The organism is Caballeronia jiangsuensis (assembly GCF_046030135.1).
Taxonomy (GTDB): domain Bacteria; phylum Pseudomonadota; class Gammaproteobacteria; order Burkholderiales; family Burkholderiaceae; genus Caballeronia; species Caballeronia jiangsuensis.
This window is the reverse complement of the sequence record NZ_JAQQDB010000005.1, coordinates 116,952-132,217: the sequence shown is the minus strand read 5'-3', so window position 1 is coordinate 132,217 and position 15,266 is coordinate 116,952. Positions and strand designations below refer to the sequence as shown.

Below are 15,266 nucleotides of genomic sequence, written 5' to 3'. Positions count from 1 at the left end.
CGCGCCGCGTCAGTTCGGCACGTTGACGATGCCGCCCGCCGTCGTGATGGCGTTCGCGCCCGGATCGGTGGCGATCGGCGGCAGATTCGACGTCGTTAGCGCGGGCGCCGATCCCGCCGCGCCGCCCCGCGCGACCGTGCGCACCACCTGGGAAGGCGGCAGCGGCGCGTTGTTCTTCAGGTGATTCCACATCAGGTTGAGCGCCTGAATGTTGTAGTAGTGGACCGGAATGAAGCGCGTGTCGAAGCCGGCCACGCTCAGGAACGCGTCGAAGTGCTGACCGTTCGTGATTTCGTAAAGCGAAAGCTGGCTGTTGTTGCCCTCCGCCACGCGATTCGCGCCGAGATACGGCCGCGACGCATGGTTGATCGGCACGAGCGCATCGGCGCGGCCCTGCACGATGATCGCGGGCTTGCCGCGCAGGTTCGCGTTCACGCGGATCGCGTTCACGCTGCCCACCATCGTCGCATTGCCGTTGGTCCACAGCGAGCGCAGGCATGCGGCGCCCGCGTAGCTGGCATCGGGCGTCGCCAGCCGATGATCCGCCGCGCCCGTCGTCCCCGCGTTGTAGACCAGGTTGATGCCGTTCGTCGGCGGCACGCCGTTGCCGTTGCCGAAGAGCGTCGGCATCGGCGAGACGAGCGGCGCGACGCCCGCCGCGCCCGTCACCGCGTTGGTCGTGCCGAAGCTGAAGTTGCACAGGTTGTCGAGCACGCTCGCCGTCATGTACGCGTCGGCATAGGTGACGGCGACGGCCGGCACGGCCTGCGAATCCCACATCGGCGCATGGAGCGTGTCGGAGTCGGTCTCGTAGCCCGCCTGATGCAACTGGTTGAGCGCGTCGGTCGCCTGCGCGACGGTATTGCCGCCCGTGATGAGCCCGCTCGCGGCGAGCGTCGCGCAGCGCGCCGTGCGGATCGCGTTGGTGGTCGCCAGGGGCAGCGCCGTCAGATACGGCGCGCCGGCCGCGGCGGGCGCGAGCGCCGCGCAGGGCTGCAGCAGATTGGCGAGCGTCATGTAATCCGCGAGCGGCCGCCCGAACGAGCCGACCGGCAAGCCGCCCTGCCGCACCGAAACCTGCGACGGCAGATTCAGATTGATCTGCGGCTCGCCGACGACGACCGCCGTGATCCAGCCATCGCTATCCTGCTCCGCCGCCGCCAGCGACGCGCCGCCGCCGTTGCTCACCGACGCCGCGATCGTCGTGATGCTGCCCTTGTTGTAGCGCACCTGATGGCTCGAACCGCTGACCGCGCCGAACATGTCGTTGAGCGCCCAGTACGCGAACTGAATCGCCTGCAAGGTGTTCTTGCCCCAGTCCTTTTCCGGATTCTGTTGCGAATGCGCGTGCTTGTACGCGTAGCGATTCGGGAACGCCGAATTGAACGACGACAGCGCCGACGCGCTCACGTTCGCCTTGAAGATCGCCTTGGTCCCGGCGATGCTGGCGCCGGCGAGCGTGCCGTCGATCAGCGTGACGAGATCGGTGGCCAATTCGTGGCCGCCGTTGCCGCTGCCCTTGTCGGTGTAGGCCACCGCGCAGCCGCGCTTCAGGCCCCACTCGCCCGCCGCCGAGATCGCGCCATAGACGCCGCGCGATCCCGACGACGTCGCCGTGACGATGCACGGCTGATCGGGGTTGAAGCTTTGCGGAATCTGCACGAGCAGGCTGACGTTCTGCATGCCGCTGCCGTCGTCGGCGTAAGCGATGTATTCCTTGCCCGCGATCTTCCCTTCGCCGAGCGTGTCGTTGCCGTTCAGATCGACATTCGGTCCCCAGAAGCGCCCATAGCCGCCGTTCGCCGACATATCGACGAGCGCGCGGTAGTTCGAATAGATCGCGAGCCGGCGCAATTCGGCTGCCGTCGGCGCTGCCGGCTTGGCGAACGAAGGCGTGGTCGCCGACGCGAGGCCCGTCTTGCCGAGACCCGCCGTGAGCAGGTCGTCCGATACGCCGTCGTAAGTCTGCGTGTTGACCGAGCCGGAGACGAAGCTCGGCAAGGTGTTGGTCGGCTGGCTGCTGCCGCCGTTATCGTCGTCGCCGCCGTGACATGCGGCGAGCGTCACCGCGACGAGCACCGCCAGCGCGCCGAGCGCGGCCGTGCGCGGTACGTTCTGCAAAGTCTGCAACCTCTGGGTACGCGCGAATCTTTTCATTGTGGGTCTCCGCCATACGTTCCGATGAGTGGTGCAACCTGATGACTGCAACGCGTCCGATAGTGCAAGTATCGCGCGTTATCGTCGCTCGCCGTAGCGAACGAAAGCGCCAAACGACAACGGGCTCCGGCGGGAAAGCCGGAGCCCGTTTCAAGCACCCGCGTGACGAGCGAAGCCAGCGGCAGTCGCGCGACGCCGCTGGCTTCTACTGACTCGCGCTATTAACCTCCGCCGCCTTGCACGCCGAGGGTGATCTTGTTGGAAACCGACTTCACGCCCGGCACGCCCTTCGCCACTTCTTCGGCCTGGGCGATCTGGCCGCCTTCCGGCACCGTGCCGGTCAGCGTGACCGCGCCGCTGCGTGCGCGCACGAACACATTCGACACATCGAAGCCCTGCGCCTTCGACAACGCGCGGCGCACGTCGTAGCCGAGCTTGCGGTCGGTCTTCTTGGTCGCGGATTTCTGGGCTTTCGCCTGCGCCGCCGAATCGGCGCTCGTGGCCGCCGCGTCGCTCGATTGGGCGTAGGCGCTCGAAGCCACGGCCACGCACACCACGACACCCAGCGCCTTTAACAGATCGACTGCTTTCATGATTTCTCCTTTTGTTTCGCTTGTTGACTTCGCACAGTTGCTACTTCGCTCGGTTTGCACTTCAAAACCGGGCCGCATTCCCAGCGGCAGGGCGACGACTTCGAGCGACTGCCCGTGGCCACGCGCGCCCGAGGCCCGAAAAGGCGCAGGCATGACGGCGGCAAGCCGGCGAATGCGGCTCACGGTGCTGCGAGAGACTGGCGAAAGAAACAAACTGCGGCCGGTTGGTCGGGCGAAAAAACCCGTCGGCTCGAATATGACCTGCCGCATGGCGGCTTCCCGGCGCGACTCACGAACCCACATTCCGGGTTGCGGCGCGCGAAGCCTTGTCGTGCGGTGGCGAACGTCAATTTAGCCCAGCGCGGCAATAAGCGCAAAGCTTTTAACGACGCGGCCCTGCGCGAAGCCGCGCTCGCGCAACAGCATCGCCGGCGCGGACACACATCCGTCACACGCCGCGCGCGCCGGGCGGCGCGTCCGGACGCCCATCGATCTCATGTACCATCGACGCCATGCCGGCCGCCCGGACGCGCCGCTCGCGCGTCATGCAGAAGCCGTTCGAGGAGATGTCCGCGCATCGCGATCGGGTAAGCTCGCGGGCACACAGTTTTGCAATTACCGACGAGATGACCCACCCTTCAGGAAACAATCCGGGCACCGATCCGGACGTCCCACCGCGCGGCAAGCCGCAGCAGCGGATCGTCGCGCGCTTTGTCGCGATTTCCTGGCGCGACCTCGCGCTCACCTTCGGCCCGATCCTGCTCGTCTGCGCGGTCGCGCTCTATGTGGCCGTGCGGCTGATCCAGCCCGCGCCGCCGAGCACGCTGACCATCGCCGCCGGGCCGAAAGGCAGTTCGTTCTGGTCCAGCGCGCAGAAATACAAGGCGATCCTCGCGCGCAACCGCGTGACGCTCAACGTGCTGGAGACGCAAGGCTCGCTCGACAACCTGACGCGTCTCGAAGATCCGAAATCGAATGTCGATGTCGGTTTCGTGCAGGGCGGCCTGACCAAGCCCGGCGCGACGCACGACAATCTGGAATCGCTCGGCAGCGTGTCCTACGTGCCGCTCGCGGTGTTCTATCGCGGCGCGACGCCCGTCACCCGTTTGTCGGAGCTGAAGGGCAAGCGGCTCGCGATCGGCGCGGAAGGCAGCGGCACGCGCGTGCTCGCGCTGAACATGCTGAAGGCGAACGGCATCGAACCGGGCGGCGACACGGAACTGCTGCCGCTCGCCGGCGACGAAGCCGCGAAAGCGCTCGAAGACGGCCGGATCGACGCCGTCTTTCTGACCGGCGATTCCGCCCAGCCGCCGACGATGGCGAAACTTCTGCGCACGACGGGCATCCGCTTCATGGATTTCGTTCAGGCCGATGCTTACGCGCGCCGCTTTCCGTACCTGACGGAATTCGAGCTGCCGATGGGCGCGTTCGATTTCTCCCGCAACCTGCCGCCGCGCCCGGTCCACATGATCGCGCCGACAGCCGAGCTGGTCGCGCGCGACAGCCTGCACCCGGCGCTCTCCGACCTGCTGATCGAAGCCGCGCGCGAGGTGCACGGGCGCGCCAATCTGCTGCAGCGCGCCAACGAATTCCCTGCACCGCTCGTGCACGAATTCCGCATCAGCGACAACGCCGAGCGGTATTACAAATCGGGCAAGAGCTTCCTGTACCGCACGCTGCCGTTCTGGCTCGCGAGTCTCGCCGATCGCGTGCTCGTTCTGCTGGTGCCGCTGATCGTGGTGCTGATTCCGGGCTTGCGGCTCGTGCCGGGGCTGTACCGCTGGCGCGTGAAATCGCGTATCTATCGCTGGTATGGCGCGCTGATTGCGATAGAGCGCGAAGCGATCAGCGGCCCCGATACCGCTCAGCGCGATGCCCTGCTCGACCGCATCGACGCGATCGAATCGGCGGTGAATCGCATGAAGATGCCGCTCGCGTTCGCGGATCAGTTCTACGTGTTGCGCGAGCACATCGGCTTCGTGCGGCAGCGACTCGCGCACGCGCCCGTCGCGCAGGCCGATCAAGCCCCTACGCGCAACGTGGCGCAACCGGATACGTCCGGTGTCGCTGCGCGGGCAGACACGGAACAAGGCAGCACGTAATATCTATTGAAGGGATGCAGCGCCGCGCGCGTCGCATCCGCCATGCAGGACACGACAAAAAACGAACAGATGAGGCTCGGGCGAGCGCTGGCGCGAGCAGAGCCAAGGAATCTCAGGGAGAAGGGAACATGAGTGCCCCGCATTCGACCAGTCATGGTCAGCCGTACTTTTTCTTCGACTTCATTTCGCCGTTTTCGTACTTGCTGCTGGAACAGCATGAAAAATGGCCGGACATTCCGTTCGAGCTCGTGCCCGTCCAGTTGATGAAGCTGCTCGACCGCTGGGGCCAGCCGCACGCCGCGACGATTCCCTCCAAACGCGTCTTCACCTACCGGCACGCGCTGTTCCGCGCGGAACAACTGGGTATTCCGTTCAAGATGCCGCCCGCGCATCCGTTCGATCCGTCCAAGGCTCTGCGGCTCGCCGTGCTGGCGAACGGCGAGATCGCCCGCGTGCGCGAAATCTTCCGCTACATCTGGCGCGAGGGGCGCGATCCCGCGACGCCGGAGGGCTTCCGTGCGCTATGCGAGCGCGTCGGCATGCCGGAAGGCGAAACGCGCATCGAGGACGAGGACATCAAGGCGAAGCTGCGCGACAACAACGACCGCGCCGTGTCGATGGGCGTATTCGGCGTGCCGACCTTCCTCGTCAACGACCAGATCTTCTGGGGCGAGGACACGCTGCCGATGGTGCTCTACGTCGCGCGCTCGCCGAACTGGCTCGACGGCGCGGAGGTGAAGCGCATCAGCGCGCTGCCGATCGCGCCGCGAGACGCCGATTTCGGCTGAATGCCGCAGGGCTGGCGGGCGCGCCTATGCCGTGCATAGCGCGCTCGCTATGGCGTCAAAAATGGATAAGCGTTTAACTTCGGGTGAGGGATCGCGAGTTCGCGCCCGCGCGTCCTGAATACAACCGCTTCGCAGGCCATGAACGATCCCGCCGACTCACTCGACATCTGGCTCATCCGCGTATTGCGCACCCTGTTGCTGGAGCGCAGCGTGACCCAGACCGCGCAGCGGCTGAACCAGACGCAGCCGGCGATCAGCACCGCGTTGCGGCGCCTGCGCGAAATCCTGAACGATCCGATTCTCGTGCGCGGCAAGCAGGGCATGGTGCCGACCGAGTACGGCGAGTCGCTGCTCGCGCCCGCGCAACGCGCATTGCGGGAAGTGGAATTCGTCGCGACGCCGCATGGCGATTTCGATCCGGAAAGCTCGCGCCGCACCTTCCGCGTCGCCGCGCCCGATTATCTGAACGATTTCTTCATGCCGACGCTCGTCGCGGCTTTTCGCGACGCGGCGCCCAATGCGCGTCTGGAGATCGAGTCGCTGACGCCGATGCGCGACCACGAGCGCATGCTCGACGAAGGCGAAATCGATCTGATGGTCGCCAACTGGACGAAGCCCGAGCCGCGCTTCGAGCGCCAGGACCTGTTCACCGACGTATTCGTCTGCCTCATGCGGGCGAACCATCCGCTCGCGCGCGAGCCGCTGACGGCGGAACGCTATGCGCTCGCCGCGCATCTCGCGCCGACGCCGTATAGCGGCGGCAGGCGGCATCCGATCGACATCGGCCTCGCGCGCGCGGGCATCGAGCGGCGCATCGTCACGACGATTCCCTATTTCGGCCTCGTGCCGCAGGTGCTGTTGCAGTCGGACCTCATCTTCACCGCGCCGCGCCGCTTCGCGCAGCACTATGCGGCGATGCTGCCGCTCGCGGTGCTTGACTCGCCGGTGCCATTTCCGCGCATCAAGTGCTATCAGCTTTCGGTGCCGCAGCCCGATCAGCCGACGGATGTCGCTTGGCTGCGCACGCTGATGTCGACGGTGTCCGATTCGCTCACCGGCAAGAAGGCCGTCGCGGCGTCTTCGGCAGACGAAACCCGCGAACTGGGCGAAGTCGAGAAGTAACGCACGCCTGGCGGGACTTCGGTACTATCCGGAACGATATCCTCGGCCCGACCTGCTCTCATGGACGCACTCGACAAACTGATCCAGCTCGCGAGCCTCTCCGGCACGCTCGATCTGCGCTGCCTGTTGAGCGGCCCGCTGGAGCTCGATCACGCGCCCGCGCCCGCCGGCGAAGCGGTGTACCACGTCGTGCTCGATGGCGCGTGCATGGTGCTTCGGAAAGGTCATGCGCCGCTGGAGCTGCGGGCGGGCGACATTTTCTTTCTGCCGCGCGGAGACGCGCACGTGCTGAGCATTCAGCCTCGCGAAAAAGGCGCGGCGAAGACGGAGATGGAAGTGCGCCACAACGGCGCGGTCACGGTGGAGAGCAATTGCGGCGGGCGGCAGCCGGGCGTGGACTTGCTGTGCGGGCGATTCCTCTATGCCCCGCGCGCGCTGCTGATCGATGTGCTGCCGAACGTCGTGCATGTGTCGTTTGCCGACGCATCGGCGACCTACCTCGCGCCGCTCGTCCAGACGATGCGCCGCGAGGCGGAAGAGGCGCAACTGGGCGCGCCGTCGATCGTCACGGCGCTGTCGACCGCGCTCTTCACGATGGTGCTGCGCGCGTGGCTCGACGGACAGCCCTCGCTCGCGGGCGTGCTCGGCTTGCTGGCGAATCGACGGCTCGGCGCGTCGATCATCGCGATGCTGGAACGGCCCGCCGAGCCGTGGACGCTGGAAATGCTGGCGAAGGAAGCGGCGATGTCGCGCGCGACGTTCATGCGCGCGTTCTCGGCGCATTCGGATAGCTCACCGCTCGCGTTGCTGAGCCACGTGCGCATGCAGCTCGCGAGCACGATGCTCACGCATACGAAAAAGAGTATCGCGGATGTGGCGGCGGATGTGGGTTATCAATCCGAGGCGGCGTTTTCGAAGCGGTTCAAGGAGCTTTATGGGGTTGCGCCGGGAAGGTTTCGGGCGGCGAATGGCTTGGCTTAATACTGAGGGGCAACGGTGAGAGGACGACCGCTGCCTTCCCGCATCAGCCGCCACACCGAGCTCACCCGCGCAATTGCTTACATGTTGTTCAGAGCCGCCCATGGAGCCAAGGGTGTTGCGCTACTCGGCATGTTTGCCCACGAAAAAGTACGCGTGATGCTTTTTCCCAATGGCTGGTCGAAGGTCGTCCTGTACAGCACATCGCCTTTACCCGTACTCGCATCGATCGCAAAGGCGGCGATGTCCGATCCGCAAAAGTGCGCTTTGCAGCCCTCCGCAAAGTAGAACCCGTTCTTTAGTTGAATCCCGCTTGCGTCACTTACATCCAGGCGTTCTGAGATTCGCCTCCACTCTTTTGGTCCAACCCTGCTGAATGCCGCACGAAATCGCGGGTCGTCGACTACGGCCGAAGGCGCCTTGCCGATCAGCCATTCGAAAGCGGGCATCGGTTCGTTTGCCCGCAGAGTCGCCGCGGGGGCAGATTGCCCTGACGAGTTAGCCGCGGCTTGCTGCCGCGCGGAATGCGAAACATCAGCCGCCCCCCGCTGGACCCCAAAAATCAACGCAGTCGTCGCGGTGATTGCGCTAATTACTCCCAGCGCCGTCGCTTTCACCTTGGCTCGGTCCTCACCCTTTGAGAAGACCGGCCTTTCCGAAATCTCATCTGTTACCAATGACTCGAATTGCCCGTTCGCTTGGATAATTCGCGCCAGCACTTCGCGCTTGCTGCGCTCGAACGCTCTCAACCTGCTGGCCCCCAGCAGCACCGCAATCGCCAAAAGCGTAAGACCAAAAGGATAGCTGCGCGCATATAACGCCCCGCATCCGATGAACGCCAGAATTGCAAGGCCGATAAAGCGAGGTTGACCTGGCCATGCGCGGATGCTCTTTTGCAGAGAAACAGCGGCGCCCTCGAGTGCGCGACGGTCGCCATGTGCATCGGCACACTTCGCTTCAATTTCATACAGTGCCGTCATCGCTTTCTGCTTTTCGGCCAGCGATATAGAACCTATATCCGCCGCGAGACGCACTGCCCTATTCGTAATCTCGAACTCGTCAGCGAGCCTCGCGAGAAACTGCTGTTGCTCCGGCTGAGCGAGCGCTTTCGAGAGGTCCGATCTCAGGACGAACACGCCTTGGGAATAAAGATACTGATGTAATGCGATTACGATCCGCCCTTGAACCGAATGCGTGAAGTCCCTGGCTGACTGCTCTCGTTTGGAGAGCTCTTCAGTGCTCTGCGGATTTACGAGGGTGACGGCGGTTATCGCGGCCCTGACCGCATGCTGAGTTCGCCGAAGGGCGTTAGCGCGATCAGCGTTGCCAAGCCCGTTGCCCGACGCAACTGCTTCGCCTTTATTGTCTGTGAAATCCATTTTCGGTCCCTCATGTTATCGGCCTCGCCGCGCTCGCCTACAAAAAAAGCGAGTCGGAGACGGCTCATTCGCCGTCCGGGTCGAGAGATGATAAGGACCAGAAACGATGCTCCACAGCCGATATCTCTTAATTCGTATTATTTGACGCTTTCGCAGCGTCGCACCTCATCGAACGAATTCACACCAATATTCGATTTACCTTCCCCGCCGACATCCCCAACCGCGCCGTCATCTCCCTCACCCTCAGCAACTGCGCCGCGACCGCCAGCCCGATCGACCACGGCGCTTTATCGACGATTCCTTCCACGCCGATCGGACACGTGATCTCCGCCAGCCGATCCGCCGCCACACCGCGCTCCATCAAACGCCGCTCGAACTTCACGCGCTTCGTCTTCGAGCCGATCAACCCAAAGTACGCGAAGTCATCGCGCCGCATGATGCGCTGCGTGAGCGAAAAGTCGAGCGAGTGATCGTGCGTCATCACGATGAAGTACGCGCCCGCCGGCGCCTCGTCGACGATCGCATCGGGCAGATCGGTCGCCTCGATCTGCACGTTCGCAGAAACTTCGTCGGGGAAGAGTTCGTCGCGCGCATCGACCCATTGCACGACGCACGGCAGCGTGCCGAGCACCTTCACGAGCGCGTGGCCGACGTGACCCGCGCCGAACAGAACGACGTGCATCATGACCGTGCGCCCCTCACCGCGTTGACCGCTTTCAGGATTTCTTCCGCCGTCGCGGGTGCGTTCAGCGGCGGATTCACCTTGTGATCGCCGACCGCGGAAACGGCGTCGCGGATCGCGAAGAACACCGAGAACGGCAGCAGAAGCGGCGGCTCGCCCACGGCCTTCGAGCGATGGATGCTGTCCTCCACGTTGCGGTTCTTGAACAGATCGACGCGGAAATCGGCGGGCATGTCGTTCGTCGTCGGAATCTTGTAGGTGGACGGCGCGTGCGTCATCAGCTTGCCCTTGTCGTTCCACCAGAGTTCTTCCGTCGTCAGCCAGCCCATGCCCTGCACGAACGCGCCTTCGACCTGGCCTTTATCGAGCGCCGGGTTCAGCGATGCGCCCACGTCATGCAGCGCATCCGCGCGCAGCACGCGCATTTCGCCAGTCAGCGTATCGATCACCACTTCCGACACCGCCGCGCCATACGAATAGTAGAAGAACGGGCGGCCCTGCATCGTCGCCTGATCCCAGTACAGCTTGGGCGTCGCGTAGAAGCCGTCGGACCACAACTGCACGCGCGCGAGATACGCCTTCTGCACGACTTCGCCGAACGGAATCGCATCGTCGCCGACGATCACGCGATCGTTCGCGAAGCGCACCTGCGCGGGCGTCACGGTGCCGCCGCCGAACTTCTCGGCCGCGAACTTGGCGAGGCGTTCGCGCAACTGGCGCGCGGCGTCCTGCGCGGCCTTGCCGTTCAAGTCCGTTCCCGTCGATGCCGCCGTCGCCGAAGTATTCGCGACCTTGCTCGTGTCGGTGGCCGTCACGCGCACGCGCTCGAAATTCACGCCGAGCTCATGCGCGACGACCTGCGCGACCTTCGTGTTCAGGCCCTGGCCCATCTCGGTGCCGCCGTGATTCACGAGCATCGAGCCATCGGTATAGATGTGAACCAGCGCGCCCGCCTGATTGAAGTGCGTCACGTTGAACGCGATGCCGAACTTCACCGGCGTCAGCGCGAGCCCCTTCTTCAGGATTTCATTGTTCGCGTTGAATTCGTTGATGGCCGCGCGCCGCCGACGATAATCGCTCGTCTCTTCGAGTTCGGCGATCAGCTCGTGGATGACGTTGTCTTCCACCGTCTGGCCATACGGCGTCTTGTTGTTTTCCGTCTTGCCGTAGAGATTCGCGCGGCGCACGTCGAGCGAGTCGCGGCCGACCGAACGCGCGACGTTATCCATGATGTATTCGATCGCGAACGCGCCCTGCGGCCCGCCGAAGCCGCGGAATGCGGTGTTCGACTGCGTGTTCGTCTTGCCGCAATAGCCTTCGATCTTCACGTCCGACAGCCAGTACGCGTTGTCGAAGTGGCACACGGCGCGCGTCATCACCGGACCGGACAGGTCGGCGGAGAAGCCGCAGCGCGAAGTCATGTCGACGGCGACGCCATCGATCCTGCCGTCGTTGTCGTAGCCCACTTCGAAGTCGTACACGAAGTCGTGGCGCTTGCCGGTGATCATCATGTCGTCGTCGCGGTCCGGACGCAGCTTCACCGGGCACAGCAGCTTCCACGCGGCGAGCGCCGCGCAGCACGCGAAAATGCCCGACTGCGATTCCTTGCCGCCGAACCCGCCGCCCATGCGGCGGCATTCGACCAGCACGTTGTGCGAATGCACGTTGAGCACGTGCGCGACGAGATGCTGCATTTCCGTCGGGTGCTGCGTCGAGCAGTAGACGTGCATGCCGTCGTCGTCCTTCGGCACGGCGTACGCGATCTGGCCTTCGAGATAGAACTGTTCCTGGCCGCCGAGCTTCATCGCGCCGCGCTCGTGATGCGAGGCTTTCGCCATGCGCCCTTCGGCATCGCCGCGCGACAGCTTCAGCGGATTCAGCACATACGATTCGGCCTTGCGCGCGTCCTCGGGCGTCAGGACCGGCACGAGGTCTTCGAACTCGATCGTCGCGCGGCGCGCGGCGAGACGCGCGGTATCGTGCGACGTCGCGACGACGATGAACATCGGCTGGCCGACGAACTGCACGATGCCCTGCGCGAGCACCGGATCGTCGTGGATGATCGGGCCGCAATCGTTCACGCCGGGAATGTCCTCGGCGGTGAAGACGGCGACGACGCCCGGCGTCGCGCGCACGGCGTCGAAGTTCATCGACACGATCTTCGCGTGCGCCTTCGGGCTCGTGCCGAGCGCGGCGTGCAGCGTGCCCGCGATCGGCGGAATATCGTCGGTGTAGCTCGCGCGGCCGCTGACGTGCAGATGCGCCGACTCGTGCGGACGCGACACGTGGACCTGCTTGAAAGCGTCGATTTCGTTCGCGAGCGACTGGGCTTCGGCGAGAAAGGCTTCGGCTTGCTGATTCATTGTCTTGTTCTCCCTTTCGCTTACTTCGCTTCGACCAGTTCGATTGCACGCACATCCAGCTTCGATTTATCGAGCGGATTGTGCGGACGCGTCTCCAGCCAGAAGCGATACAACAGGCTCTTCGCGGTGTCGAGCCGATAGTCGCTGCTCGCGCGCATGTCGGTGAGCGGCTGGTAATCCTTCGAGAGCGCGATCATCGCGGCCTGGGCGGTGGCTTCGTGCCAGTGCGCGTCCGTCAGAACGGCTTCGGCGTGCGATGCGCGCTTCGGCGTCGCGGCCATGCCGCCGTAGACGAGGCGCGGCTCGCGGATCATGTCGCCATCGGCGATGAAGCTGTACGCGGCGTACACGGCGGAAATATCGGAGTCGAAACGCTTCGACAGCTTGTATGCGCGGAACTGAAGATTCGCGCGCTTGCCGTGGCGCGTCGGCACGCGAATGGCCGCGACGAACTCGTTCGGGTGCATGTCCTTCTTCTGATACGCGATGTACAGGTCTTCGAGCGGCATCTCGCGCGTGCCGTCGACGCTTTGCAGCACGACGCGTGCATTCAGCGCGATGAGGCCGGGCATCGAATCGCCGATCGGCGAGCCGTTCGCGACGTTGCCGCCGAGCGTGCCCGCATTGCGGATCGGCAGCGACGCGAAGCGCAGGCGCGTTTCTTCGAGCTCGGGATAGATCTTCACGAGTTCGTCATACGCGCGATCGACCGGCACGCCCGCGCCGATCTCGACCCACTCGTCCGTCGTCTCGACGTGCTTGAACGATTCGATCTGCCCGACATAGACGATATCGCCCAGATCGCGCAGTTGCTTCGTCACCCACAAACCGACGTCGGTGCTGCCCGCGAGAATCCGCACGTTCGGATTCTTGTCCTTGATCGCGGCGAGCGCCTCGGCGGTGCGCGGCGCCTCGAACTGGCGGCCGGCGTGCTCGTAGTGGAACGTATCGTCGCGCCGGATGCTTTCGAGCGTGCGGGCCAGCGCCGGCACGTTGACGGGCGCGAGCGGCGCGTGATCGAACATCTGCTCCGCCGCTTCGATGATCGGCCGGTAACCCGTGCAGCGGCACAGATTGCCCGTCAGCGCGTCGCTGATTTCCTGGCGCGACGGTTTCGTCTTCTCGCACTTGCCCGCGCAGCCGGTCGTCGCATGGCCGTGCTTTTCGTAGAGCGCGAACATCGACATCGCGAAACCCGGCGTGCAGAAACCGCACTGCGAGCCGTGGCAATCGACGAGCGCCTGCTGCACCGGATGCAGCGTGCCGTCCGGCTGGCGCAGGTCTTCGACGGTGAAGAGCGCGCGGCCATCGAGCGTCGGCAGGAACTGCACGCACGCGTTCACGGCCTTGAACGCGACGCCGCCCGCGCCGTCCGGCTCGCCGATGACGACCGTGCACGCGCCGCAGTCGCCTTCCGCGCAGCCTTCCTTGGTGCCGGTGCAGCGCGCGTCTTCGCGCAGGTATTGCAGGACGGTGCGCGTCGTCGACGCGCCGCTCACTTCCTGGATCGCATTGCGGTGATAGAAGCGGATCGGCTGGGTCATGGGATGTCTCGGGGCTCTTCGATGCTTTTTTGCTGGTTGCGCGGGATACGCAGCCGGTGGCATTCGCGACTTCGGGGACTTTTTCGGACTGGTCCTGTCGCTTCGATGATTCGAAAGCTATCACCACCAAAAACCACAACCCATAGCCGGCATTGCATGAACGACATATTCTTCGTCCGATATGTGCGCTGAGCCTTGTGCAGCAAGCCTCTGGAGGCTGCCGTCCGATCGTTCGGGCAGGCGATTTGTTCCACCTGGTTACAAAACGCGTGCGACGTTGCGTCGCGAGATATGGGACAATCACGCCTTCGCGCCAAATACAACCCCGCAATTTCCCTATGTCCTCCGAGCCTCGCACCAAGCCGCAGGGCGATTTCGCAGTCACGCTGCGAATTCTGCCTGTCGTGCTGTACACGTTCCTTTGCTACCTGACGATCGGCATTCCGCTCGCGGTGTTGCCGGGTTACGTGCATACGGATCTGGGCTACGGCTCGGTCATGGCGGGCGCGGCGATCAGCGTCCAGTATTTCGCAACGCTGATGTCGCGGCCGCTCGCGGGTCGCACCGCCGATACGCTCGGCCCCAAGAAAACCGTGCTGTACGGTCTCGCGGCCTGCGCGGCGAGCGGCGTGCTGCTGCTCGCCTCGGCGCTCGCGGCGCAATGGCACGCGGTAAGCCTCGTGCTGCTGGTGATCGCGCGGCTCGTGCTGGGCTTCGGCGAAAGCTGGGTCGGCACGGGATCGATCACGTGGGGCATCGGGCGCGTCGGGGTGATCAATAACGCGAAGGTGATTTCGTGGAACGGCATCGCGACTTACGGCGCACTGGCGATCGGCGCGCCGCTCGGCGTCGCGATCGATCATTCGCTCGGGTTCGCATCGCTCGGAGTGATCGTGATCGCGCTCGGCGGCTTCGGCTACTGGCTCGCGACCCGCATGGCGAGCGTGCCGATCGTGCATGGCGAGCGCATGTCCTATCGCAGCGTGTTCTTCCGCGTGTTGCCGCACGGGCTCGGGCTCGCGCTCGGTTCGGCGGGCTTCGGCTCCATCGCGACATTCATCACGCTCTACTACGCCGCGCACAACTGGCCGAACGCGGCGCTGTCGCTCACGGTGTTCGGCACGATGTTCATCGGGGCGCGGCTGCTGTTCGCCAATACGATCAAGGCGTATGGCGGGTTTCGCGTCGCGATCGTCTCGTTTGCTTTCGAATGCGGCGGGCTGTTGATGTTGTGGCTTGCCGCAGAGCCCACTTTTGCGCTCGCGGGCGCGGCGTTGACCGGCTTCGGCTTTGCGCTGGTGTTTCCCGCGCTGGGCGTCGAGGCGGTTGGACTCGTGCCGCCGGCGAGCCGCGGCGCGGCGCTTTCCGCGTATTCCGTGTTTCTCGATTTGTCGCTCGGCCTGACCGGGCCGCTCGCGGGCTATGTCGCGGGTGAGTTCGGGTATGGGTCGGTGTTTCTGTTTGCCGCGCTGGCGGCAGCCGCGGCGGTGGCCCTGTCGGTTGCGCTTTATATGCGCGCGGGGCGCGGGGTCGGTGGGCCAGCTACGGCCTGATGCGG

11 protein-coding genes are annotated in these 15,266 nt (G+C 64.7%); 5 read left to right on the top strand and 6 right to left on the bottom strand.

All coding sequences use genetic code 11. The features are described 5' to 3' along the window. Window positions 1-9: 9 nt before the first annotated feature. Both PQR08_RS07180 and PQR08_RS07175 read right to left on the bottom strand, forming a co-directional pair. Window positions 10-2,157, bottom strand: a complete 2,148-nt coding sequence (locus PQR08_RS07180) for a D-(-)-3-hydroxybutyrate oligomer hydrolase (RefSeq protein WP_408161168.1) — start codon at window positions 2,155-2,157, stop codon at window positions 10-12. Window positions 2,158-2,378: 221 nt separating this feature from the next. Next, entirely contained in the window at window positions 2,379-2,750 is a 372-nt protein-coding gene (locus PQR08_RS07175) for a BON domain-containing protein (RefSeq protein ID WP_187605961.1), read from the bottom strand. 626 nt (window positions 2,751-3,376) lie between these two features. On the opposite strand from PQR08_RS07175, the gene PQR08_RS07170 reads away from it, so the two are divergent. From PQR08_RS07170 to PQR08_RS07155, 4 genes are all read left to right on the top strand, one after another. Then, on the top strand, window positions 3,377-4,852 hold the full coding sequence (locus PQR08_RS07170) for a TAXI family TRAP transporter solute-binding subunit (protein WP_408161167.1): 1,476 nt from the start codon (window positions 3,377-3,379) through the stop codon (window positions 4,850-4,852). A 128-nt stretch (window positions 4,853-4,980) separates the two neighbouring features. Beyond that, complete coding sequence (locus PQR08_RS07165) at window positions 4,981-5,640, top strand: 2-hydroxychromene-2-carboxylate isomerase (protein WP_408161166.1); 660 nt, start codon at window positions 4,981-4,983, stop codon at window positions 5,638-5,640. Between the two features lie 138 nt (window positions 5,641-5,778). Then, window positions 5,779-6,762 carry a LysR family transcriptional regulator gene (locus PQR08_RS07160; RefSeq protein WP_408161165.1) on the top strand — a complete coding sequence of 328 codons (984 nt, stop codon included), beginning with the start codon at window positions 5,779-5,781 and terminating at the stop codon, window positions 6,760-6,762. A 60-nt stretch (window positions 6,763-6,822) separates the two neighbouring features. Beyond that, window positions 6,823-7,743 carry an AraC family transcriptional regulator gene (locus PQR08_RS07155; protein WP_250484069.1) on the top strand — a complete coding sequence of 307 codons (921 nt, stop codon included), beginning with the start codon at window positions 6,823-6,825 and terminating at the stop codon, window positions 7,741-7,743. Window positions 7,744-7,820: 77 nt separating this feature from the next. Here PQR08_RS07155 and PQR08_RS07150 read toward each other — a convergent pair whose 3' ends face one another. The 4 genes from PQR08_RS07150 to xdhA form a co-directional block, all read right to left on the bottom strand. Beyond that, entirely contained in the window at window positions 7,821-9,119 is a 1,299-nt protein-coding gene (locus PQR08_RS07150) for an Ivy family c-type lysozyme inhibitor (protein WP_408161164.1), read from the bottom strand. Window positions 9,120-9,297: 178 nt separating this feature from the next. Then, the gene (gene xdhC / locus PQR08_RS07145) at window positions 9,298-9,804 is read right to left on the bottom strand and encodes a xanthine dehydrogenase accessory protein XdhC (RefSeq protein ID WP_408161163.1); all 507 of its coding nucleotides are present in this window, start codon (window positions 9,802-9,804) and stop codon (window positions 9,298-9,300) included. Continuing rightward, window positions 9,801-12,164 (bottom strand): xanthine dehydrogenase molybdopterin binding subunit, encoded by a 2,364-nt coding sequence (gene xdhB, locus PQR08_RS07140; RefSeq protein WP_250484073.1) that lies wholly within the window; start codon window positions 12,162-12,164, stop codon window positions 9,801-9,803. Before xdhB ends, xdhC begins: the two co-directional genes overlap by 4 nt. A 20-nt stretch (window positions 12,165-12,184) precedes the next feature. Beyond that, window positions 12,185-13,708: a xanthine dehydrogenase small subunit gene (gene xdhA, locus PQR08_RS07135; RefSeq protein ID WP_408161162.1), complete on the bottom strand. Its 1,524-nt coding sequence runs from the start codon at window positions 13,706-13,708 to the stop codon at window positions 12,185-12,187. A 338-nt stretch (window positions 13,709-14,046) separates the two neighbouring features. Between xdhA and PQR08_RS07130 the strand changes: the two genes are divergently transcribed. Next, a complete protein-coding gene (locus PQR08_RS07130; RefSeq protein WP_408161161.1) occupies window positions 14,047-15,261 on the top strand; it encodes an MFS transporter in 1,215 nt (404 codons plus the stop codon). Window positions 15,262-15,266 lie beyond the last annotated feature (5 nt).

Coding starts and splice junctions, on each gene's coding strand:
- PQR08_RS07180 (WP_408161168.1), bottom strand. CDS start 2,157: ATGAAAAGATTCGCGCGTACCCAGAGGTTGCAGACTTTGCAGAACGTA.
- PQR08_RS07175 (WP_187605961.1), bottom strand. CDS start 2,750: ATGAAAGCAGTCGATCTGTTAAAGGCGCTGGGTGTCGTGGTGTGCGTG.
- PQR08_RS07170 (WP_408161167.1), top strand. CDS start 3,377: ATGACCCACCCTTCAGGAAACAATCCGGGCACCGATCCGGACGTCCCA.
- PQR08_RS07165 (WP_408161166.1), top strand. CDS start 4,981: ATGAGTGCCCCGCATTCGACCAGTCATGGTCAGCCGTACTTTTTCTTC.
- PQR08_RS07160 (WP_408161165.1), top strand. CDS start 5,779: ATGAACGATCCCGCCGACTCACTCGACATCTGGCTCATCCGCGTATTG.
- PQR08_RS07155 (WP_250484069.1), top strand. CDS start 6,823: ATGGACGCACTCGACAAACTGATCCAGCTCGCGAGCCTCTCCGGCACG.
- PQR08_RS07150 (WP_408161164.1), bottom strand. CDS start 9,119: ATGGATTTCACAGACAATAAAGGCGAAGCAGTTGCGTCGGGCAACGGG.
- xdhC (WP_408161163.1), bottom strand. CDS start 9,804: ATGATGCACGTCGTTCTGTTCGGCGCGGGTCACGTCGGCCACGCGCTC.
- xdhB (WP_250484073.1), bottom strand. CDS start 12,164: ATGAATCAGCAAGCCGAAGCCTTTCTCGCCGAAGCCCAGTCGCTCGCG.
- xdhA (WP_408161162.1), bottom strand. CDS start 13,708: ATGACCCAGCCGATCCGCTTCTATCACCGCAATGCGATCCAGGAAGTG.
- PQR08_RS07130 (WP_408161161.1), top strand. CDS start 14,047: ATGTCCTCCGAGCCTCGCACCAAGCCGCAGGGCGATTTCGCAGTCACG.